The sequence below is a fragment of the Mycobacterium sp. NPDC050853 genome (assembly GCF_040653875.1).
Lineage (GTDB): Bacteria > Actinomycetota > Actinomycetes > Mycobacteriales > Mycobacteriaceae > Mycobacterium.
Genome location: NZ_JBFAGW010000001.1, coordinates 1254733 through 1274432, shown reverse-complemented (window position 1 = coordinate 1274432; position 19700 = coordinate 1254733). Strand labels below are relative to the sequence as shown.

Annotated in this window: 21 protein-coding genes; 15 read left to right on the top strand and 6 right to left on the bottom strand. The window is 64.1% G+C overall.

What is annotated here, in order from left to right; translation table 11 throughout:
* Window positions 1–110: 110 nt before the first annotated feature.
* From AB0H22_RS06305 to AB0H22_RS06275, 7 genes are all read left to right on the top strand, one after another.
* Window positions 111–734: an Rv0340 family IniB-related protein gene (locus AB0H22_RS06305; protein WP_358145517.1), complete on the top strand. Its 624-nt coding sequence runs from the start codon at window positions 111–113 to the stop codon at window positions 732–734.
* Between the two features lie 245 nt (window positions 735–979).
* Complete coding sequence (locus AB0H22_RS06300; protein ID WP_180749154.1) at window positions 980–2197, top strand: IniB N-terminal domain-containing protein; 1218 nt, start codon at window positions 980–982, stop codon at window positions 2195–2197.
* A gap of 134 nt (window positions 2198–2331) precedes the next feature.
* On the top strand, window positions 2332–4224 hold the full coding sequence (locus AB0H22_RS06295) for a dynamin-like GTPase family protein (RefSeq protein WP_180749153.1): 1893 nt from the start codon (window positions 2332–2334) through the stop codon (window positions 4222–4224).
* Window positions 4221–5714 carry a dynamin family protein gene (locus AB0H22_RS06290; protein ID WP_358145514.1) on the top strand — a complete coding sequence of 498 codons (1494 nt, stop codon included), beginning with the start codon at window positions 4221–4223 and terminating at the stop codon, window positions 5712–5714. The genes AB0H22_RS06295 and AB0H22_RS06290 overlap by 4 nt, the downstream gene beginning before the upstream one ends.
* A gap of 4 nt (window positions 5715–5718) precedes the next feature.
* Window positions 5719–6387 (top strand): hypothetical protein, encoded by a 669-nt coding sequence (locus AB0H22_RS06285; protein ID WP_358145512.1) that lies wholly within the window; start codon window positions 5719–5721, stop codon window positions 6385–6387.
* A gap of 11 nt (window positions 6388–6398) precedes the next feature.
* Window positions 6399–7058 carry a hypothetical protein gene (locus AB0H22_RS06280; RefSeq protein WP_180749150.1) on the top strand — a complete coding sequence of 220 codons (660 nt, stop codon included), beginning with the start codon at window positions 6399–6401 and terminating at the stop codon, window positions 7056–7058.
* Between the two features lie 78 nt (window positions 7059–7136).
* Window positions 7137–7520: a hypothetical protein gene (locus tag AB0H22_RS06275; protein WP_180749149.1), complete on the top strand. Its 384-nt coding sequence runs from the start codon at window positions 7137–7139 to the stop codon at window positions 7518–7520.
* On the opposite strand, the gene AB0H22_RS06270 is transcribed toward AB0H22_RS06275, so the two are convergent.
* Genes AB0H22_RS06270 through AB0H22_RS06260 form a run of 3 tightly spaced genes read right to left on the bottom strand, consistent with a single transcriptional unit; the run spans window position 7514 to window position 9496 of the window.
* On the bottom strand, window positions 7514–8011 hold the full coding sequence (locus AB0H22_RS06270; RefSeq protein WP_358146103.1) for a hypothetical protein: 498 nt from the start codon (window positions 8009–8011) through the stop codon (window positions 7514–7516). The genes AB0H22_RS06275 and AB0H22_RS06270 overlap by 7 nt on opposite strands.
* A gap of 56 nt (window positions 8012–8067) precedes the next feature.
* Complete coding sequence (locus tag AB0H22_RS06265) at window positions 8068–8535, bottom strand: hypothetical protein (protein ID WP_358145510.1); 468 nt, start codon at window positions 8533–8535, stop codon at window positions 8068–8070.
* A gap of 25 nt (window positions 8536–8560) precedes the next feature.
* A complete protein-coding gene (locus AB0H22_RS06260) occupies window positions 8561–9496 on the bottom strand; it encodes an LLM class F420-dependent oxidoreductase (protein WP_358145508.1) in 936 nt (311 codons plus the stop codon).
* Window positions 9497–9609: 113 nt separating this feature from the next.
* On the opposite strand from AB0H22_RS06260, the gene AB0H22_RS06255 reads away from it, so the two are divergent.
* Together AB0H22_RS06255 and AB0H22_RS06250 are read left to right on the top strand one after the other, a co-directional pair.
* The gene (locus AB0H22_RS06255; RefSeq protein ID WP_180749146.1) at window positions 9610–10116 is read left to right on the top strand and encodes a redoxin domain-containing protein; all 507 of its coding nucleotides are present in this window, start codon (window positions 9610–9612) and stop codon (window positions 10114–10116) included.
* Window positions 10117–10132: 16 nt separating this feature from the next.
* The gene (locus AB0H22_RS06250; protein ID WP_180749145.1) at window positions 10133–10984 is read left to right on the top strand and encodes a cytochrome c biogenesis CcdA family protein; all 852 of its coding nucleotides are present in this window, start codon (window positions 10133–10135) and stop codon (window positions 10982–10984) included.
* A 1-nt stretch (window position 10985) separates the two neighbouring features.
* Here AB0H22_RS06250 and AB0H22_RS06245 read toward each other — a convergent pair whose 3' ends face one another.
* Window positions 10986–11702, bottom strand: a complete 717-nt coding sequence (locus AB0H22_RS06245; protein ID WP_358145505.1) for an MBL fold metallo-hydrolase — start codon at window positions 11700–11702, stop codon at window positions 10986–10988.
* Between the two features lie 17 nt (window positions 11703–11719).
* Between AB0H22_RS06245 and AB0H22_RS06240 the strand changes: the two genes are divergently transcribed.
* The 5 genes from AB0H22_RS06240 to AB0H22_RS06220 all read left to right on the top strand — a co-directional run bounded on the left by AB0H22_RS06240 (window position 11720) and on the right by AB0H22_RS06220 (window position 16374).
* A complete protein-coding gene (locus AB0H22_RS06240) occupies window positions 11720–12091 on the top strand; it encodes a hypothetical protein (RefSeq protein ID WP_358145503.1) in 372 nt (123 codons plus the stop codon).
* Between the two features lie 75 nt (window positions 12092–12166).
* The gene (gene dnaK / locus AB0H22_RS06235) at window positions 12167–14035 is read left to right on the top strand and encodes a molecular chaperone DnaK (protein WP_180749143.1); all 1869 of its coding nucleotides are present in this window, start codon (window positions 12167–12169) and stop codon (window positions 14033–14035) included.
* Window positions 14032–14724 carry a nucleotide exchange factor GrpE gene (grpE, locus tag AB0H22_RS06230; RefSeq protein ID WP_358145501.1) on the top strand — a complete coding sequence of 231 codons (693 nt, stop codon included), beginning with the start codon at window positions 14032–14034 and terminating at the stop codon, window positions 14722–14724. The genes dnaK and grpE overlap by 4 nt, the downstream gene beginning before the upstream one ends.
* A 47-nt stretch (window positions 14725–14771) precedes the next feature.
* Window positions 14772–15953 carry a molecular chaperone DnaJ gene (gene dnaJ / locus AB0H22_RS06225; RefSeq protein WP_358145499.1) on the top strand — a complete coding sequence of 394 codons (1182 nt, stop codon included), beginning with the start codon at window positions 14772–14774 and terminating at the stop codon, window positions 15951–15953.
* A gap of 28 nt (window positions 15954–15981) precedes the next feature.
* A complete protein-coding gene (locus tag AB0H22_RS06220) occupies window positions 15982–16374 on the top strand; it encodes a helix-turn-helix transcriptional regulator (RefSeq protein ID WP_180749140.1) in 393 nt (130 codons plus the stop codon).
* A 46-nt stretch (window positions 16375–16420) separates the two neighbouring features.
* Here AB0H22_RS06220 and AB0H22_RS06215 read toward each other — a convergent pair whose 3' ends face one another.
* Together AB0H22_RS06215 and AB0H22_RS06210 are read right to left on the bottom strand one after the other, a co-directional pair.
* Window positions 16421–17575, bottom strand: coding sequence for an FAD-binding oxidoreductase (locus AB0H22_RS06215; RefSeq protein WP_358145497.1), 1155 nt, complete (start codon window positions 17573–17575; stop codon window positions 16421–16423).
* A 275-nt stretch (window positions 17576–17850) separates the two neighbouring features.
* Window positions 17851–18735, bottom strand: a complete 885-nt coding sequence (locus tag AB0H22_RS06210) for an ABC transporter permease (protein WP_358145495.1) — start codon at window positions 18733–18735, stop codon at window positions 17851–17853.
* 269 nt (window positions 18736–19004) lie between these two features.
* Here AB0H22_RS06210 and AB0H22_RS06205 point away from each other — a divergent pair, with 269 nt between their 5' ends.
* Complete coding sequence (locus AB0H22_RS06205) at window positions 19005–19628, top strand: TetR family transcriptional regulator (protein ID WP_180749138.1); 624 nt, start codon at window positions 19005–19007, stop codon at window positions 19626–19628.
* The last annotated feature ends 72 nt before the right edge of the window (window positions 19629–19700 follow it).

The following is a 19700-nucleotide window of genomic DNA, read 5'->3' as shown; positions in this document are numbered from 1 at the left end:
CACCCCCTAATGACGAGACATCCCCTAACGCGCGTCCCCCAATGGGGTACCGGCCAGCAACGGGTCGCTCCCCGTAGCCGGGGCTCGGGGCGACTCCTACCATCGCAGACATGGGCAATAACCTGCTGGATTTCGTCATGGCACTGGTCCGTGACCAGGATATGGCCGCGCAGTACGCGGCCAATCCCGCGCAAGTCATCGCCGACGCGCATCTGGACGGCGTCCAGCCCGCGGATGTCTCCGCGCTTATCCCGGTGGTCAGCGAGTCGATACCGGCCGCCCTGGGAACACAGGCCGCACAGCTCGCCGCCAACCCGGCGGCGGCCGATCTATCGCAGACGGTGCATACGGCACTGCCGGCCGACAACATCTGGGCAAGTGGTGCGGCGGTATCGGCGTTCGATTCACCGTTCACCGCGCCGAGGCACGACCCGAGCCTGGATGCAGGCCTACATGCCGTGACGAATGCGGTATCAGACCTGAGTACTCGGCAGGACGCGATCACCATCCCCGACGAGTACGGCCCGTCCGCGGGCAGCGCCGTTTCGGCGATCGACCAGTTCCAGGCCCCGCTGCACACTCCCGATAGCGGGTTCGAGAGCACGCATTCCGGTGTCATCGGCGACGAGTTCGGAGCCGGTGCCGCGTCCGGGCTGCATGATCCGTTCCTGGATCTGGGGCAGGACACCGCGATCGATCACGGGCACCACGACACCGGGATCGACCACTTCTGACGTTTCCTGACCAAAAACCGCCCGGCCAACCCCCTCTGGCCGGGCGGTTTTTGTTGATTTACCAGCCTCTTCACAGCACCCCCTAGCGTTCCCCTAATCCCCTAATGGAGATGGACTCAGACCCCCATGGGGGATCGGTCGAGAAGGGGATGTTCTCCCGTTTTCAGGGGTCTTCCAGGTCCATAGGTTTGTATTCAGTTCGACCGGACAGACCGGTTGACTCCGATCACCAAAGGGAGACCTCAATGTCCATCATCGACTTCATCCTCAACCTCTTCCGCGACCCGGTTCAGGCCGCAAGCTACGTCGCCGACCCGCAGACCTCCCTGGCCAACGCCGGGCTCTCTGCCGTCACCGCCGCTCAGGTCGGCGCCGTGATGCCGGTTGTCGCCGAGTCGGTCGCCTCCAACTACGGCTACCAGTCGCAGTGGGTCAGCACCGGTAGCCCGATGAACGATCTGTCGGGCAACCTGCAGAACTACTACGCCGCGCAGCCCGATGCCCCGAGCATCCTGTCGCCGTCGCTGCTGAGCCCCCGGGACAACTTCAGCCCCCGTAACAACGACTTCATGAGCCACAACGACACCGAGTTCGCGAGCCACAACCCAATCGCGAGCGGCAACCAGGTCATGAGCCCGAGCGGGAACGTCGACAGCTTCAACCGCGGTCCGCTGCTGGACCTGAGCTTCGGTGATCTGCAGTTCGGTAACCGCGACACCAACGCCATCGGCGACGGCGCGGTGGCCGTGGGCGGAAGCAACTCCGGTCCCATCGCCTCCGGCAAGGGATCCACCGCAGTCAACGGTGATGTGCGCGACAGCAACATCATCAACGCCGACCACGGCGGAAAGGTCAACGTGGACCAGAGTGACACTCGGGTCGGCGGCGACTACACCAACGTCAGCGGGCACGGGTCTGCAGGCATCGACAAGAGCGTGACCGTCGTCGACGATCACTCGCAGCGGAACACCACCAACATCAATGACTCGTTCAACACCGATCGCTCGACGAACATCGGCTCGGGTAACACCACCCACACCGATATCGCCTCGCACAACCAGGTGAAGACGCAGACCGATATCGGCTCGCACAACCAGACGAGCACCAGCACCGATATCGCCTCGCACAACAAGGTGAACACCGATATCGCGTCCAACAACCAGGCGCACACCGGCACCTCGTTGAGCAACTCGCACACCAACGCGATCAACGACTCGCTGAACACCTCGCACTCCGCATCCAGCAGCGCAGCGGTGAGCAACTCGCACTCCAGCGCCATCAACGATTCGTTGAGCAGCCCGCTCAACGCCTCGCACAGCTCGGCGGGCTCGATGAACCAATCCTTCGATTCATCGTTGGGTTCGCACGGCGCAGCCGGCACCGGGTTCGAGGCGCAGGCTCAGGCGCAGGGACACGGCGCGGTCGCAGACCACACCACCCTGCCGGGAACCGAGCACCACTGATTCAGGCCGGCGCGATGCCCCGCACCACAAGTTCTCCGGAACGGTGCGGGGCATCCGCACGGGCGCATCGACGGTGCTGGCCCCCAGAAATGGCACAGTAATGAGGAACTTCGAGCAAGAAGGGTTACGGGACGTTGTCTGACACCGCACAGGACGGCCAGCAGCAGCTTGCGCTCATCAACGAGCTGCTCGGGCACGTGCGCAAGATTGCGGGGGAGAACGATCGGGGCGATCTGATCGATCGGCTGGACCGCGCCGGCGAAATTCTCCTTGACCGACCACTGCGCGTGGTGGTGGCCGGGCAGCTCAAGCAGGGCAAGAGCCAGCTCGTCAACTCGCTGCTCAACATGCCGGTCGCGCGGGTCGGCGACGACGAAACCACCTCGGTGACAACCGTTATCAGTTACGGCGACCAGCCTTCTGCGGCGCTGGTGGTGGCTCCCGCCGAGCAGTACGACGGCGGCGGGCTCGCCGGAGAGCCCGAGATCATTCCGATTCCCGTGGCCGATATCGGCAAGGACCTCAAGCGGGCGCCGCAGGCCCAGGGCCGCGAGGTGCTGCGGGTGGAAATCAAGGTGGCCAGCCCGATGCTCAAAAGCGGTCTGTGTCTGGTGGATACACCGGGTGTCGGCGGTTTCGGACAGCCGCACCTGTCGAGCACGCTGGGGCTGCTGCCCGACGCCGACGTCATGCTCATGGTCAGCGACCTCAGCTCCGAATTCACCGAACCGGAGCTGGTTTTCATCCAGCAGGCACTCGATCTGTGCCCGATCGCGGCGATCGTCAACACCAAAACCGATCTGTACCCGCATTGGCGGGCAGTGATGGCCGCCAACTCCGCGCACCTGCAGCGCGCCAAGATCACCGTCCCTGCCATCACGGTGTCGTCGACGCTACGTTCACATGCATTGCAGCTCAACGACAAGGAGCTCAATGCGGAGTCGAATTTCCCGGCGCTGGTGACCTTCCTCAGCAATGCCATCGCGGACCAGCAGGCCAATTCGCGGTTGCAAGCCGCGGCCGAGATTGGTTCGGCTGCGGAGCATCTGACGCTGACCCTGGATGCGGAGTTCAGTGCCTTGCAGGATCCGCAGAGCCGCGATGAGCTCACCTCGGATCTGGAGCGACGCAAGCGTGAGGCCGAGGAGGCGCTCGCACATACCGCGCTGTGGCAGCAGGTTCTCGGCGATGGCATCGCCGACGTGTCCACCGATGTCGAGCACGACCTGCAATCGCGCTTCCGGCGCATCCTGCATCGCACCGAAGAGGTCATCGAGCGGACCGATCCCACCAAGAACTGGGCCGAGGTCGGTGCCAAACTCGAACAGGCAGTCGCCAACTCGGTCGGTAACAACTTCGTCTGGGCACACCAGCGGGCAATGCATCTGGCCGCGCAGGTGGCCGAGACCTTCGCCACGGCCGGGATGGACTCGGTGAAGATGCCCCGCCTGCGGGCTAGCGAGATGGGCGCCGACCTCAATGACCTGCAGTCACTGTCCAAGTTGGAAGCCAAACCGATCAAGTTGGGGCACAAGGCGATCACCGGTCTGCGTGGGTCCTACGGTGGCGTCATCATGTTCGGGATGCTGACCACTGTTGCAGGGCTTGGGATGTTCAACCTGATCTCACTTGGCGCCGGTGCGATGCTCGGAAAGAAGACCTACACCGAGGACATGGAGAACCGGATGCTTCGCATCCGCGGTGAGGCCAAGACAAATGTTCGCCGCTTTCTCGATGACGTGTCCTTCGTGGTGCTCAAGGAATCGCGTGATCGGCTGCGGCTGGTGCAGCGTCAGCTGCGTGATCACTTCCGCGACATCGCCAACCAGACCACCCGTTCGCTCAACGAATCGCTACAGGCCGCCATCGCATCGGCGCGGCTGGAAGCCGAGGAACGCGACTCACGCACCCGCGAGGTGGAGCGTCAGCTGCACATTCTTCGCCAGGTGAACACCCATATTGAAGGACTGGAAGGGCTTCGACCTGGCGATGAGCCGCTTGCGCGAAGAGCAATGGGGGAGGCATGAGCACACTCGACCAGGCGCGCGTCATCATCGGCGACGCGATCCGGACCTACCAGGACGATCCGCGGTATGCCCGGACTGCCGAGCCGCACGACGAACTGAGGCGCATCGCCGCCAGGCTCGACGAACCGATCCGGGTGGCCATCGCCGGCACACTCAACGCCGGTAAATCCACTCTGGTCAACGCGCTTGTCGGAGAAGACATTGCACCCACCGACGCCACCGAGGCCACCCGGATCGTGGCGTGGTTTCGCCACGGCGCCGCCCCGCAGGCCATCGCTAACCTGAGAGGTGGCGCACGTCAGGACATTCCGATTCGTCGCAACGGGGGACTTTCGTTCGAGCTTGACCGGCTTGATTCAGCGTCGGTCGTCGACCTCGACGTCCGCTGGCCTGCACCGGAATTGAATGACATCACCCTGATCGACACCCCGGGGACGTCGTCCTTGTCCACGGAGGTCTCCGAACGCAGCCTGGCGCTGCTGGTACCCGAGGACGGCATGCCCCGGGTCGACGCGGTGATATTTCTGCTTCGCAGCCTGAACGCCGCCGATATCGGGCTGCTCGCCCAGATCGGCAAGCTCGTCGGTGGGGAGCGCGGCGGCGCGGTCGGGGTAGTCGGTGTGGTGTCGCGCGCCGACGAGATCGGGGTGGGCAGGCTTGACGCGATGTTGTCGGCGCGCGAGGTGGCCGCCCGGTTCGCCGGGGAGATGGAACGCACGGGGATCTGTCAGGCCGTCGTGCCGGTTGCGGGCCTCCTCGCACTCACCGCCCGTACTCTGCGTCAGGCGGAGTTCGTCGCGCTGCAGAAGCTGGCCGAATTGGACCCACAGGTGCTGGCCAAATCCCTGCTGTCGGTGGACAGGTTTGTGCGCGAAGACGATTCGCTTCCGGTTGATGCCCAGACCCGGACTGCGCTGCTGCACCGATTCGGGATGTTCGGTATCCGGATCTCGGTGGCCGTTATCCGGGTCGGCGTCGCCGATGCCACCGGGCTGGCAGAGGAGCTACTTGAACGCAGCGGTCTGGTGGAGCTTTACAACGTCATCGCGAATCAGTTCGGTCAGCGCGCCGGCATCCTCAAATCGCATACCGCGCTGCTATCCGCTCGGCAGGTACTGACCACCTACCCGGTCCAGGGTGGCCGCCTGGTCATCGACGACATAGACCCGTTGTTGGCCGATACTCACGCCTTCGACGAGCTGCGGTTGTTGGCGGAGCTGTCCTCACGGACCACCACGCTCACCGAGCACGAGACGGTGCTTATCCGCAGATTGTTGGGATCCTCCGGCACGGACGCCGCGGCCCGGTTGGGTCTTGATGAGACGCGGCCGGATCCCCGTCGCGCAGCCCTCGACGCGGTGGGTCGCTGGCGTGCCCGGGCCGAATACCCGCTCAATGATCCCTTCACCAGCCGGCTGTGTCTGGCGGCGGTCCGGAGTGCCGAAGGCATACTCACCCAATTGCCTCAGCGCGACCGCCCGGCATACTGAGCACATGATGACGCGTCTGTTTGTCGCGATTTGCGCCCTCATGGCCGGGTTCGGCCTGGGTTTCGGCACCGGGATCGCGGCCGCCGAACCCACCCCCAACCCCGCAGCTCCGGCGCCCAAACCCGTACCCGCCGGTGCGTGGATCAGCCCCGGCGATATCCCGATGAGCAGTGAATACCACTGGTCAGCGGCCAGCCCGACCGCAACCGGGAGGGCATCGTTCCTCAGCATGCGGCTCTGCGGTAGCCCGTCGGCGGACCTGCTGCCGCCGGCATCGGCCATTGCGACGCAGACCGCCTCGGGCACCGCGGCGTCCGTCGTACAGGCGGCGGGGCAGTGGCCTGAAGGGACCTCGGATGGGGCCTCGGCCTTCCAGAGCGGTATTCGGTCCCAGCTCAACTACTGCCCGGGAATCGGGGACGTGATCAGCGTCGATCTGCGCCCGGCGCCCTCCTGGTACGGCTTCGCGGCGACGCTGCTGGTCGGCAAGGACCGTGACAACCCCACCAGCGAGGTGCACATCTACAACGTGGTTCCCCCGGAATCGGGCACCATCTCCGAGCTGGCGGTCACCGTGCCCCGCACCGGCCGCGAGCCCTCGCCGTGGAAGCCCGTCGATGACGTGACGGTGCTCCGCGCTCTCGCCCAGCCGTTATGCAAGGGCTCCTGCTAGGGAGGATGTCGGTGACAGTGCGCGGGTGGCTGCGGGCGGTTTCGTCGATGGTCGTGATTATCGGTCTGGGTACCGCGGCACCGGCCGCCGCGGATCCGAGGCCGTTGCCCGACACTGTATGGACCAACGCCCGGGACATCCCCATGGACCACGTGTCGCACTGGGCATCCTTGTCCCGCAACGCAAGCTCAGTGGATCGCCCCGCCTTCTGGTCGGCAAATCTCTGTTTCTCGCTTGGGGAGAATCTGCCGCAATCGCCCGAATCAGCCTCCTCGACAGTAAGTTCCGACGAGTCCGGGTGGACGGCGGTGCAGGTGATCTCGCACTGGCCGGGCGACACCTTGGTCACTGATCAATATGCGTCGACGGTGTATCGGTCGCTGCGCGCGAGGCTGGATCACTGCTTCAACGCCGTCGGCGCTCAGGTCAGTGTGACGGACCTCGCCGCCGGGCATGCGGCCACCGTGACGCTACCGTCTCAGGGCGGCAAGCAACCTCAGTACCGGCTGTACGTGGCGGCGCCCCCGGGCACCGGGACGGTGACCGAACTGACCGTGACGAACGCCGTCACCGGCGCCGCCGGCGCGCCCTGGTTGGACGTCGACGAGCAGCAGATTCTGCGAAACGTGGCAGCACCAATCTGCCGGACTGCCAAGAGCTCTGCCTGCTGAAGATTCGTGCGCAATTTGTACCGATGCAGATGCCGAATCACCATCAATGCGTGCCCTTGACGGCGTAGCGTCCGGGGTATGCGAGGGCGAGGTTGCCTATCAGTCGTCTGCGGTATCGCGACGATTGCGGCGATGGCTGTGTTGTTGACACCGGTGTCGATTCAAGTCGAAACGGGTGGCGCAACACAGTCGGTGACATGTGGCATGCCGGTCGGGCCGCGGCTGGCACGGTCCGCGGAGCTCGACAGGGCCTATTCCGCGGGCCAACAGTCGACCAACTATCACGATCAGTGCGCCGCGAAACTTGATACGCGGCGCGTGTGGGCCATTCCGATCGGTGTGCTGTGCTTCGTGGTCGCGATGTGCGCGGCGGGCCACCTATGGAATGAGGCCTCCCCCAGCAGTCCCGGCAAGACCCATCAGGGCATGCCGGGTCCGCCGGGAATGCGGATGGCTCACTGACCCCCAACGGGTACTTCGACGTTGCCGCCGCCGGGAATCGGGACGACTACCGAGCGCCCAGTGGTCGTTGTGGTCGTCGGCTGGGTGGTCGTAGTGGTCGGCTGAGTCGTAGTCGTAGTCGTAGTCGTAGTCGGCTCAGTCGTGGTGGTGGTAGTTGTCGGCTGGGTGGTGGTCGTCGTTTCGGTGCTCTGACTCGGCGACTCGGAAACGGTCGGCGTCACGGTCACCGTGGAGTTGCCACCGTCGTTGCCGGATCCGCCATGTCCCTCATGGCCGCCGCCGGAGGCCGGTGCCGAGCTGCTGGTCGTTGACGAGGTCACCGAGCTGGTACTCCCGGCGGGGGCCGGCTTGTCACTACGGGTGATCACGAACGCGATGATCACCGCGATGACCGCAACGGCGGCGCCTGCCAATGCAATGAGCACAGCCGGCTGCTTGTACCAAGGGTTGGGTTGCTCAGGTTCCTGGTCGTGGTACTGCTGGTTGTATATCGTCGGATCTTCTGGCGGCTCCGGGTATGACATGACCGGAGCGTAACCCAACCGTCTTAGAGCCCGGGGATTTGCGGGATCTGTGGAATTTGCGGGATTGGGGGTATCGGCGGGATCTGCGGAATGGCCGGCGGAGACGGAATCGGCGGTGCCTCGTACCGGTACGTCGGCGAGGTCGGGGTGTCGTAGTACGTGGGCTCGGATGTCTCCGCGGGTGTCACCGGTTCTGGCGACGATTCGGTCGTGGTGGGGGCGGTCGTCGAGGACCCCGAAGAGGCCCCGGTTGGTTCGGTTGTGGTGGTGCTGGGACTCGACGGCGTCGATGTCAGCGGTGTGTCGTCGTTGACGACGCGCTTATCCGTGGACAACACGATGGTCATGAGCACGGCAACGATGGCGATGATCGCGGCGATGGTGCCCACGATTGCCGGCCCGGTTCGGTACCACGGCTTAGGCTGCTCGTCGTCCTCGATCATCCCCGACAGGAAGTTCTCGTCCTCGGGTGCGTTGGGTGTCTGGCTCATCAAGTGCGGAGCCTAACTCAGAATGTCAGCCGAATTGTGGGATCACCGTCGAGGCGAAGAACTCCAGTTGATCCAGATCGCGGATATCGAGTAGCTGAACGTAGACCCGCTGAACGCCGGCCTCGACGTAGGCGCGCAGCTTGTCTGCCACTGCGTCGGGAGTGCCTGCGAGCGGACTGTTCTCGGTGATCTCGTCCACCGCGCGGCCCGCGTTCGCCGCGCGGCGCGCGATATCGGCATCCGTGTCACCGATGCATACCGCGAAGGCCGCTGAGTAGATCATCGAATCCGCGGGCCGTCCAGCAGCTTCCACCGCGTGCGCCACCCGCGCATACCGGTCGGTGATGATGTCGACGGGCTGGAAGGGCAGGTTGAACTCGGCGGCGAATCGGGCGGCGAGGGCCGGGGTGCGTTTGAGCCCGAGACCGCCCATGACGATGGGCGGATGAGGCTCCTGTACCGGTTTGGGCAGCCCGGGGGAGTCGGTCACCGTGTAGTGCTTGCCGGTATAGGAGAACGTGTCGCCGGTGGGTGTGGTCCAGAGGCCGGTGAGGATGTCGAGCTGTTCTTCAAGCCGGTCGAACCGTTCGCCCAGCGGTGGGAAAGGAATCGCGTACGCCTCATGCTCCTCGCTGAACCACCCCGCACCCAGGCCGAAATCAACTCTGCCGCTGCTCATCTCGTCGACCTGCGCGACGCTGATCGCCAGCGGACCCGGATGGCGGAAGGTCGCCGAGGTGACCAGGGTGCCGAGCCGAATGACGGTGGTCTCCCGCGCGATCGCGCCGAGCGTCACCCATGCGTCGGTGGGCCCGGGCAGCCCGTCGGCACCGCCCATCGCCAGATAGTGATCGGATCGGAAGAACGCCGAGAATCCCAGTTCTTCGGCCGCTTGTGCCACCCGCAGCTGGTCGGAGTAGGTGGCGCCTTGCTGCGGTTCAACGAATACCCGGAAGTCCATGACCGCCAGCGTACGTAAGGCCGCGTACCCGGGCGCGGGTGACTTGCCTAGGCGGTTACGGTGGGTGGACAGGATGTGTGTGAGTTGGTGAGTACGCAGCGAAACGAGGGAAAGTGTTATCACGCGTTGCCGTTTCGGCCATTGCGGCAGTGGCTCTGGCTTTAGCCGGTTGTTCCGGGGCGGACAGGAACGAGACGTCAGCCGGTAGTTCCTCGGTGCAGTCGTCACGACTGCTGAACTTCACCGCCAAGACCATCGACGGCGCCGACTTCGCTGGTAGCAGCCTGACCGGAAAGAAGGCAGTGCTGTGGTTCTGGGCGCCGTGGTGCCCGACCTGTCAGAAGGAAGCGCCGGATCTGCAGAAGGCGGTTATCGCGCATCCAGATGTCACCTTCGTCGGTGTCGCCGCGCAGGACCAGGTTTCCGCGATGCGCGATTTCGTGACCAAATACGGCCTCACCTTTATTCAGCTGGCCGACTCGGACGCCAAGGTGTGGGCTCTGTACGACGTCACCCATCAACCGGCTTTCGCGTTCCTGGGATCAAAAGGCAAGGCCGAGGTTGTCAAGAGTCCGCTCTCAGGGCCGGAGCTTGACAAGCGGATCAGGCAGCTGGGTTGACCCACAATCTAACATCGTGATTGATACCGCAGCAATCACTTTCGCATTGGGAGCCGGGCTAGTGGCCGCGCTCAATCCGTGTGGCTTCGCCTTTCTGCCCGGCTATCTCGGGCTGGTGATCGCCGGGAGCGATGGCACGACGTCGAGGCTGACTGCGGTCACGCGGGCGGCGACCGCGACTGTGGCGATGGCCGCAGGGTTCCTGACGGTGTTCGGGGTCTTCGGACTTGTCATCTCGCCGGTGGTCGCCTCGGCCGGCCGGTACATGCCCTTCGCGACTGTGGTCATCGGTATTGGGCTTGTGGCGCTGTCGATTTGGTTGCTGTCCGGGCGTGAGCTCACGGTGATGCTGCCGCGGGTCTCCGGTGGAGTGCCGACCTCTTCGCTGTTCTCGATGTACGGGTATGGGCTTACTTACGCGGTGGCATCGCTGTCCTGCACTGTCGGGCCGTTCCTCGCGGTTATCAGCACCACCTTCAAACAGGGCTCCATCGTGTCGGGGGTCCTGGCATTCATCGCGTATGGGGCTGGTATGGCGGTGACCGTCGGGGTCGCGGCATTGGCCGTTGCGCTGCTGGGAAATTCGGTGCAGACGACCATGCGCAAGGTCCTTCCGTACGTGGGTCGGATCGCCGGTGTGATCGTGCTGCTGACCGGCCTGTACATCACCTATTACGGCTACTACGAGATCCGGCTGAACTTCGGTGACGGGAGCGCCGACGATCCGGTGATCAACGCGGCGAGCACGGTGCAGACCTGGCTCGTGAGTGTGGTGGATGCCACCGGGGTGTGGCCGCTGGTGGCCGGTCTCGCGGTGATTGTCGTTGTTGCGGCGGTGAGTTCGTACGCCGTCCGGCGAAGCCGCTGAGCTACCCGCTCGTGGCGAGCTCGGTGTATCCGTCCCGCAGCGATCGCAGTTGCGCGGCTCCCTCACCCGCGTAGGACGATCCGTGCATGATGGCCAGGGTGGTCGGTTCCAGGTCGGCGAGCTGATCGAGCGTCGGCGCGAGCGTGGTGGTCAAGCCGGTCGCGTGGAAGAGCCCCTCCGCCGCTAAGGCCGGTGCCACGCAATCGGGTTCGGTGAGTGCCGGACACTGCCCGGTATGGGTAAACAGGTCGCCGGAGAACAGTGTTGCGGTGGTTTCATCGAACCAGAGCCCGGCCTCCCAGTTGTGGGGGATATGGGGGGTTTCAAGGAATCGAAGACGGTGCCCACCGATGTCATGCGGCTCATCGCCCACGGCAACGGGCGGTCGGTCGCACATGTCATTGAGCGAGAGCATGCATGCCAGCGGGCTGTGGATGACCTCGGCGTGCGGGGCGGCGGCAAGGAACTGGTTTACCGAGCCGCATTCGTCGGCCTCGACATGGCCGAAGGAGATCCAGCGCAGCGACTCCAGTGGGATAACGCGCGAAACAGCTTGGGAGACATTGGGGTACAGGAACTTTTGGCCGGTATGAAATAAGAACGGCTGATTACCGGTGAGGAGAAACTGGTTGAAGGTGAAGCCGTGTTCGGTGATATCCGGAATCCAGGTGGAGAACCGAAAGATGCCGTCCGCGATCTCATCGACGGTTGTTTCCATCGTTCCAGTCTCTACCCATGCGCGCTGCGGCGCTGGGGAATTCGCGTGGTGCAGCGATACCCGAGGCTGTCGACGTCGTGAACCGCAAGGCGCTCGCCAAGATCACCTCCATTGAGATATGCAGCGTCGACGACCTCGGGAGGATGTCCACGCATGACCCCAACGGACTGGGCGTCAAGATCTCCCCGATCTCCTTCCTGTTCGAGGATGGCCAGTGGAAGGTATGCACCCCCGCCGTCGTGAGCGTTTGCCGGCACTGTGCTGCCGGGACGCCGGCACCTGCTTGTGCGTTCGCGAGAGGCCAGTTAGTGGCCTCGGGAACAAACCTGGAAGGCCGCCCGTTGAGCTGTATGTCGAACTTGAGTCAAATGGACTCAACTCTGGCTTGACGAAGTGATCCGGGCGAGGCAAACTTGAGCGGATCTCACTGAAGGCAATGAGGTAACAAACAGGAGGAATGAACTATGGCTCGTGCGGTCGGAATCGACCTCGGGACCACTAACTCCGTTGTCGCCGTCCTCGAAGGCGGCGACCCGGTAGTTGTCGCGAACTCGGAAGGCTCTCGCACCACCCCGTCTGTCGTCGCGTTCGCGCGCAACGGCGAGGTGCTGGTCGGGCAGCCTGCCAAGAACCAGGCGGTGACCAACGTCGACCGGACCATCCGTTCGGTCAAGCGGCATATGGGCACCGATTGGTCCGTCGAGATTGACGGAAAGAACTACAACCCCCAGGAGATCAGCGCGCGCACGCTGCAGAAGCTGAAGCGCGACGCGGAGGCGTACCTGGGTGAGGACATCGTTGACGCGGTCATCACCGTGCCGGCGTACTTCAACGACGCCCAGCGTCAGGCCACCAAGGAAGCCGGCCAGATCGCCGGTTTGAATGTGCTGCGCATCGTCAACGAGCCGACCGCGGCCGCCTTGGCCTACGGCCTGGATAAGGGCGAGAAGGAACAGACCATCCTGGTCTTCGACCTCGGTGGTGGCACCTTCGACGTGTCGCTGCTGGAGATCGGCGACGGCGTCGTCGAGGTCCGTGCGACCTCCGGCGACAACCACCTCGGTGGTGACGACTGGGATGAGCGCATCGTGACCTGGCTCGTCGACAAGTTCAAGGCCAGTGCCGGTATCGACCTGACCAAGGACAAGATGGCTCTGCAGCGTCTGCGTGAGGCTGCCGAGAAGGCGAAGATCGAGCTGTCCAGTGGGCAGAGCACCTCGATCAACCTGCCGTACATCACAGTGGACGCGGACAAGAACCCGCTGTTCCTCGATGAGCAGCTGACTCGTGCCGAGTTCCAGAAGATCACGCAGGATCTGCTGGACCGCACCCGTAAGCCGTTCCAGTCGGTCATCAAGGACGCTGGTGTCTCGGTGGCCGATATCGACCACGTCGTGCTGGTGGGTGGTTCCACCCGTATGCCCGCGGTGACCGATCTGGTCAAGGAACTGACCGGTGGCAAGGAGCCCAACAAGGGCGTCAACCCGGATGAGGTTGTTGCCGTGGGTGCCGCGCTGCAGGCCGGTGTGCTCAAGGGTGAGGTGAAAGACGTTCTACTGCTTGACGTCACCCCGCTGTCCCTCGGTATTGAGACCAAGGGCGGCGTGATGACCAAGCTCATCGAACGCAACACCACGATCCCCACCAAGCGCTCGGAAACCTTCACCACGGCGGATGACAACCAGCCGTCGGTGCAGATCCAGGTGTACCAGGGTGAGCGCGAGATCGCTTCGCACAACAAGCTCCTGGGCTCCTTCGAGCTGACCGGCATTCCGCCGGCCCCGCGGGGTGTGCCGCAGATCGAGGTCACCTTCGATATCGATGCCAACGGCATCGTGCACGTGACCGCGAAGGACAAGGGCACCGGCAAGGAGAACACGATCAAGATCCAGGAAGGCTCCGGCCTGTCCAAGGAGGAGATCGACCGGATGATCAAGGATGCCGAGGCGCACGCCGACGAGGACAAGAAGCGTCGCGAAGAGGCGGATGTCCGCAATCAGGCCGAGTCGCTGGTCTACCAGACGGAGAAGTTCGTCAAGGAGCAGCGTGAGCCCGCCGAGGGCGCGGAGAAGGTCGTCTCCGACGAGACCCTCACCAAGGTCGACGACGCCATCGCCGATGCCAAGAAGGCGCTGGAAGGCACCGATATCGGTGCCATCAAGGAGGCCATGGAGAAGCTCGGCGAGCAGTCGCAGGCGCTGGGTCAGGCCATCTACGAGGCCGCGGCCGCCAAGGCCGAGGCCCAGGGAGGCGGAGCCGAGGGTTCCGCTGCCGGCGCTGATAGCGATGTCGTGGATGCCGAGGTCGTCGACGAGGAGAAGGACAACAAGTGACCCAGTCCGGTGGGCAAGATCGGGAAGAAGAGCGCGAGCCGGTGATTGTCACCGATAAGCGCCGGATCGACCCCAACACCGGTGCGGTCCGTGAAGAGGCAAAGGCGGCTGAAAAGACGGCTGCTGCAGCGGAACCGGGCGCTTCGGCGCCCGGGGCCGCGGCCTCAGACGGCGACTCGGATGTGGAAGCCAAGGTGGCCGAACTGACGGCCGACCTGCAGCGTGCGCATGCCGACTTCGCCAACTACCGCAAGCGGGTGGAACGGGACCGGCAGGCCGTCATCGATTCGGCCAAGGCATCCGTGGTGGCTCAGTTGCTGGGCGTGCTCGACGACCTTGACCGCGCACGGGAGCACGGCGACCTGGAATCGGGTCCGCTGCGCAGTGTTTCGGACAAGCTGACCGCGGCCTTCGAAGGGCTGGGGCTGGTGACATTCGGCGCCGAGGGTGACGACTTCGATCCCTCGCTGCACGAGGCAGTCCAGCACGACGGCCAGGACGGCCACCCCGTGCTCGCTGCGGTGCTGCGCAAGGGCTACCAGATGGGTGACCGGGTGTTACGTACTGCGATGGTCGTGGTCGGGGATGGTAGTCCCGATGACGCCGCAAAGCCCGAAGGTGGCGACACGGCGCCTGAGGACCCCGAAACTGCGGGCGCCGAAACGCAATCCAAGACAGAATCAGAGTAAGAACTGCACACTGTAAGGCCCGAAGGACGCGAAGGAGGTGATGTCGGGTGACGCAACGTGAATGGGTAGAGAAGGATTTCTACAAGGAGCTCGGCATCTCCTCCACCGCGACCCAGGACGAGATCAAGAAGGCCGCGCGCAAGCTGCTGGCCGAGAATCACCCGGATCGCAACCCGGGAAACCAGGCCGCTGAGGATCGATACAAAGTCATCAGCGAGGCCAAGGATGTGCTGTCGGATCCGGCCAAGCGCAAGGAGTACGACGAGACTCGTCGACTCTTCGCCGGCGGCGGATTCGGACGGCGCTTCGGCGACAATGGATTTGGTGGCGGCGGCGGCTTCGGAGACGGTAACAGCGCCGAGTTCAACCTGAACGACCTGTTCGGAAACGCCGACACCTCAGGTGGCGGCGGAATCGGCGACCTCTTCGGCGGCCTGTTCGGACAGCGTGCGCAACCGCGTGCCAGCCGGCCGCGTCGCGGCAACGATCTGGAAACCGAAACTCAGCTCGACTTCGTCGAAGCGTGCAAGGGCGTGTCGGTTCCGCTGCGGCTCACCAGCCCGGCGCCGTGCACCACGTGCCACGGCAGTGGAGCCCGCCCCGGTACCAGCCCCAAGGTCTGCGTCTCGTGTAACGGCAGTGGCGTCATCAATCGCAATCAGGGCGCGTTCGGGTTCTCCGAACCATGCGCCGATTGCCGTGGCACGGGCTCGATCATCGAAAATCCCTGCACAGACTGCCAGGGCACCGGAGTCACCACCCGAACCCGCACCATCACCGTGCGGATCCCGTCGGGAGTCGGCGACGGACAACGTATTCGTCTCGCCGGACAAGGTGAGGCCGGTCTGCGTGGCGCCCCCTCCGGCGACCTCTATGTCACCGTGCATGTGCGGCCAGACAAGGTGTTCAGCCGTGACGGTGACGATCTGACCCTCACCGTTCCGGTGGGTTTCACCGAGTTGGCTTTGGGCGCTACCGTTTCCGTGCCCACTTTGGAGGGTCGCGTCGGCGTGAAGGTGCCTGCGGGTACCTCCGACGGGCGCATCCTGCGGGTGCGTGGGCGGGGTATCCCGAAGCGGGCGGGCGGTAACGGCGATCTGCTGGTCACCGTCAAGGTTGCGGTGCCGTCGAAGCTGGAAGACAGTGCCCTGGAGGCATTGCAGCGCTATCAGGTTGCCGAGAAGGCGAGCGGATTCGATCCGCGGGCTGGGTGGGCGGGTGCACGATGAGCCGCTTGCGCGAAGTGCGGGGACTCCGATGACCCGGCGCCGTCACCCCGAGCGAGGCGCTCGCACCTTCCTGATCTCCGTGGCCGCCGAGCTGGCCGGAATGCACGCACAGACCCTGCGCACGTACGACCGACTAGGACTGGTCATCCCCGAACGCACCAGTGGCGGTGGTCGGCGCTATTCGCAGCGTGATGTGGACTTGCTGCGCGAGGTCCAGCGGTTGTCGCAGGACGAAGGCGTTAATCTTGCTGGTATCAAACGCGTTATCGAACTGGCCAATCAGGTCGAGGCGCTGCAGGCGAAGGTTTCCGAGCTAACGGCCGAGGTAACCCAGCTGCGTGTCGCGACATCAGGCCGTGAGGTCGCAATCATTCCCAAGAGCACCGCTGTCGTCGTGTGGCAGCCGCGTCAGCAACGCTGAACCGGTGATCTCAGCCGAGAAGGCCACCGGGCACTACCCGGCAGGGTTAGAGCGGGTCGTGCTGGATTCTGGAGGAATCGGCGCCCTTGGAGGTCAATGCCTCCTTGGTGGCCTTGATCATCGACGCCGACCCGCCGAGGAGAATCTGGCGGTCACCCCAACCACCGTAGGCTGTGACCACCTCGGATAGCAGTCCCGTCTGACGGACATGGAGGCCGCGAGGCGGTGTCGGATCGTGGTATTTGGTGGCCCAGTCCGGGTTTCGGGCGTACTCGGTGACCGGCGTCACCGACAGCCACGGATTCATCGAGGCGATATGCCACAGCGTCCACAGGTCATAGAGTTCCTGCGGATAGCGTGCCCCATAAAACAGGTGAACCCTTGGGTTTTCGGCCCATTGCGACAACTCCATGATGAGGCACCGCAGTGGTGCGATACCGGTGCTGCCCGCGACCATGAGGACATCCCCACCGTCGCGGTTCACAGACAGTGCGCCGAGCGGCGGCGATATCCGCCAGGTGTCGCCCACCTTGGTCCCGTTGACCATATCGCCACTGACCAACCCGCCGGGTACCGCCTTGACATGAAATTCGATGTGGCCCTCAGGGTCTGGTGGAATCGCCAGGCTGAGATAGCGCCAATTCCGGGGGCTCTGCGGCACCTGGACGTGAACGTACTGCCCGCAGTGATAGTCCATGGGTGCGTTGAGTTTTAGCCGGATTAACGCGAGATCCCGAGAGGTGCGGTGGTATTCGATGACTTTTCCGTCCCACCAGGGTTGGCCGCTGTCGGAGGCGGCGGCGCTGCGCATCACCTCGATGATCACGGAGTAGACCTCGGTGGCAGTTGACTCCATCCGGGCATCCCAAATTGGTTGCAGCACCTCACGCGTGGTGTCGAGGAGTGCCTGACGCATGGTGTCGTACTGGCTGTCGGTGGCGCCGAACTTCCGGTGGTCGCGTCCTAGCTGGGCGAGGAAGTTGACCAGACCTTCGGTGCGATAGGCCGCCATTTCCCAGAGCACGTACTGCAGTGCCTGCCGGAAATGTTCGCGCTGTGCCGCCATGTGTGGGGGGAAGAGGTCGCCGACTGAGGGGTCGATGACGAACCAACGGCTGTAGAAGCTCTTGACAAGTTTCTCCCCCGATAGCTCGACCCCGCCGACCAAGTCGTGCAGCGCTTCGACGTCATCAAGCCCCACGACTTTCGTTGCCTCACCTTTCCGGGGTCCTGCCTACCGAGACGCCAGTCTAGGAGGGAAGCCCCCGGCCCGTCTGGGACTGTCTGAGGTCAGATTGGGAAGTGTCGGCCCCGCGGCTAATCATCCGTGCGCTGAGATAGCTCCTGAAATCAGCCTTTCGCGACTACAGAGCTGGTGGGATGCATGTTTTCAGGGTTTGCCGGCGTTCGTGAACATCGGGACATGGGGAACGTTGACATCCGTGTCGACACGCGGGAACCGATGCAATCCCGGAGCTAGACGAGCTCCGGCACCCGCGGTTTCGTCTCCCCGCTAACCCGCACCGTGGCGCGCTGCCGCACCCCATCGAGTGCCAACATCGCGGCACCAAAACCCACCCAGCAGCACAGGATCAGGATCACCCCGGCCGAACCTGCTCCATCGAAGTAGGCCATGGACCGCAGCAGCGTGCCATTGGCCCCGGGTGGTAGGAATTGGCCAAGCAGGCCAAGGCCCTTGGGTAAAAACTCCGGCGCGGCGGTCAACCCGGACAGCGGGTTCCCGACCAAAACCGCCAATGCGGCGCCCAGCCCGATTCCGGGATAGCCCAGTAGTCCGCCGAGACCGGTGATGCTGAACGACATGGCCATCATTCCGAGTGTCAGGCCCGCCACCACACCCCAGAAATTCTGGGTTATCACGCCCAACCAGGAATCCAGGATGATGCAGATCGTAACCGCGGCGAGAAACGAAAACCCGGCAGCGGTAAGCGCTTTAAGCCAGGCCCGGCCCGGGAACAGCAGCGTCAGGGCGACCGCCGGAAGTATCCCGCCGAGGGTCATCGGCAGCGCGGCCGCGGCCAATCCGATGCCACGCGGATCCGAGGGCGGCAGCGGCGCGAGTTCCTTGATGGATACCGTCATTCCGGTTTGCTTGCCGAGCTGCTGTCCAATTCCCGTGAGCGTCTGTGCAACTGCCGGACTGCCACCTGTCGCGACCACCACCGTTGGCGTCGGCGGCGCGAGGACGAATCCGCCGTAGACGGCCCGGTTCTTGGTGGCCTCCTCCAGTTTGGTTTGACTGGGGTAGTGCGTGATGGCGAATGCGCCGGGTGACACGCCCTCGAGCCGTTCGGTGAGCGTGTCCACCTGGGCCGCGGGTCCCGTGACGCCGATCGGCACGTCCCGTGGCGCCGATCGGCACGTCCCGTGGCGCCGATCGCGCCGATGGCCAGGCGAAGGCGATGAAGATGACGCCGAGTACGACCGTCAGAAGTGCGATCGCCGCGGTGGCCCGGGCCCAATCCGGTACCTGATGGGCGGCGCCTGGTTGGAGTTCGTGTTGGCCGGTCATGACGACCTCCATTTCACTGAGTGTTGAATTAATTGGAATGAGCGTAGATCGTGGGGAGAAGTTTTTCAACACTTGTAGAAAATTGGTACTGTGAATCATGACAACCAGCACGAATGCTGCGCGGAGGGGCAGGCGTCGCGGCGAGGCGGTGTCGCGGGAACATGTGCTTGACATTGCGAAGCGGTCGTTTGCAGAGCGCGGCTATGAAAAGACGACCATGCGGGGCATCGCCCGTGACGCCGGTATTGACCCCTCGATGGTGGTGTACCTCTTCGGGTCAAAGGACGAGTTGTTCCGTCAGTCGATCCGGCTGATGATCGACCCCAACGAGCTGGTGCTCGCGATCCGCAATGGCGAGGGCACTATCGGTGAGCGGTTCGTCAACGCATACCTGTCGATGTGGGAACAGGCGGGCACCGTCGACACCATGCTCGCGATTCTGCAGTCGGCCACCACCAATGACGACGCGCATCACGCGTTCCGCGAGTTCATGCAGAACTACGTGCTGGCCGCGCTGAGCGAGGAATTGGGTGGAGGACCGGAGGTGCGGACGCGGTTCGCCTTGGCGGCCACCTCGATGGTCGGGACCGCGCTCCTGCGGTATGCACTCAAGATCGATCCGCTGGTCGCGCTCACCAGGGAACAAATGGTCGCCGTGTTGGCGCCAACGGTGGATCGGTACCTGACCGCTGACGCTTCCGAACTAGGTTTGCCTGGCTAACGATTTCGATCACGGCGGTCGCCGGTCTCGCAGAGTACAAAGGGGTGACACACCAACGATGGAGCGTGCCTC

What these genes read in the sequence shown, in the direction of transcription:
- AB0H22_RS06285 (WP_358145512.1), top strand. Translation starts at nt 5,719, where the DNA reads ATGATGACGCGTCTGTTTGTCGCGATTTGCGCCCTCATGGCCGGGTTC.
- AB0H22_RS06305 (WP_358145517.1), top strand. Translation starts at nt 111, where the DNA reads ATGGGCAATAACCTGCTGGATTTCGTCATGGCACTGGTCCGTGACCAG.
- AB0H22_RS06290 (WP_358145514.1), top strand. Translation starts at nt 4,221, where the DNA reads ATGAGCACACTCGACCAGGCGCGCGTCATCATCGGCGACGCGATCCGG.
- AB0H22_RS06260 (WP_358145508.1), bottom strand. Translation starts at nt 9,496, where the DNA reads ATGGACTTCCGGGTATTCGTTGAACCGCAGCAAGGCGCCACCTACTCC.
- AB0H22_RS06220 (WP_180749140.1), top strand. Translation starts at nt 15,982, where the DNA reads ATGACCCGGCGCCGTCACCCCGAGCGAGGCGCTCGCACCTTCCTGATC.
- AB0H22_RS06275 (WP_180749149.1), top strand. Translation starts at nt 7,137, where the DNA reads ATGCGAGGGCGAGGTTGCCTATCAGTCGTCTGCGGTATCGCGACGATT.
- AB0H22_RS06240 (WP_358145503.1), top strand. Translation starts at nt 11,720, where the DNA reads ATGCGCGCTGCGGCGCTGGGGAATTCGCGTGGTGCAGCGATACCCGAG.
- AB0H22_RS06205 (WP_180749138.1), top strand. Translation starts at nt 19,005, where the DNA reads ATGACAACCAGCACGAATGCTGCGCGGAGGGGCAGGCGTCGCGGCGAG.
- AB0H22_RS06245 (WP_358145505.1), bottom strand. Translation starts at nt 11,702, where the DNA reads ATGGAAACAACCGTCGATGAGATCGCGGACGGCATCTTTCGGTTCTCC.
- AB0H22_RS06265 (WP_358145510.1), bottom strand. Translation starts at nt 8,535, where the DNA reads ATGAGCCAGACACCCAACGCACCCGAGGACGAGAACTTCCTGTCGGGG.
- dnaK (WP_180749143.1), top strand. Translation starts at nt 12,167, where the DNA reads ATGGCTCGTGCGGTCGGAATCGACCTCGGGACCACTAACTCCGTTGTC.
- AB0H22_RS06300 (WP_180749154.1), top strand. Translation starts at nt 980, where the DNA reads ATGTCCATCATCGACTTCATCCTCAACCTCTTCCGCGACCCGGTTCAG.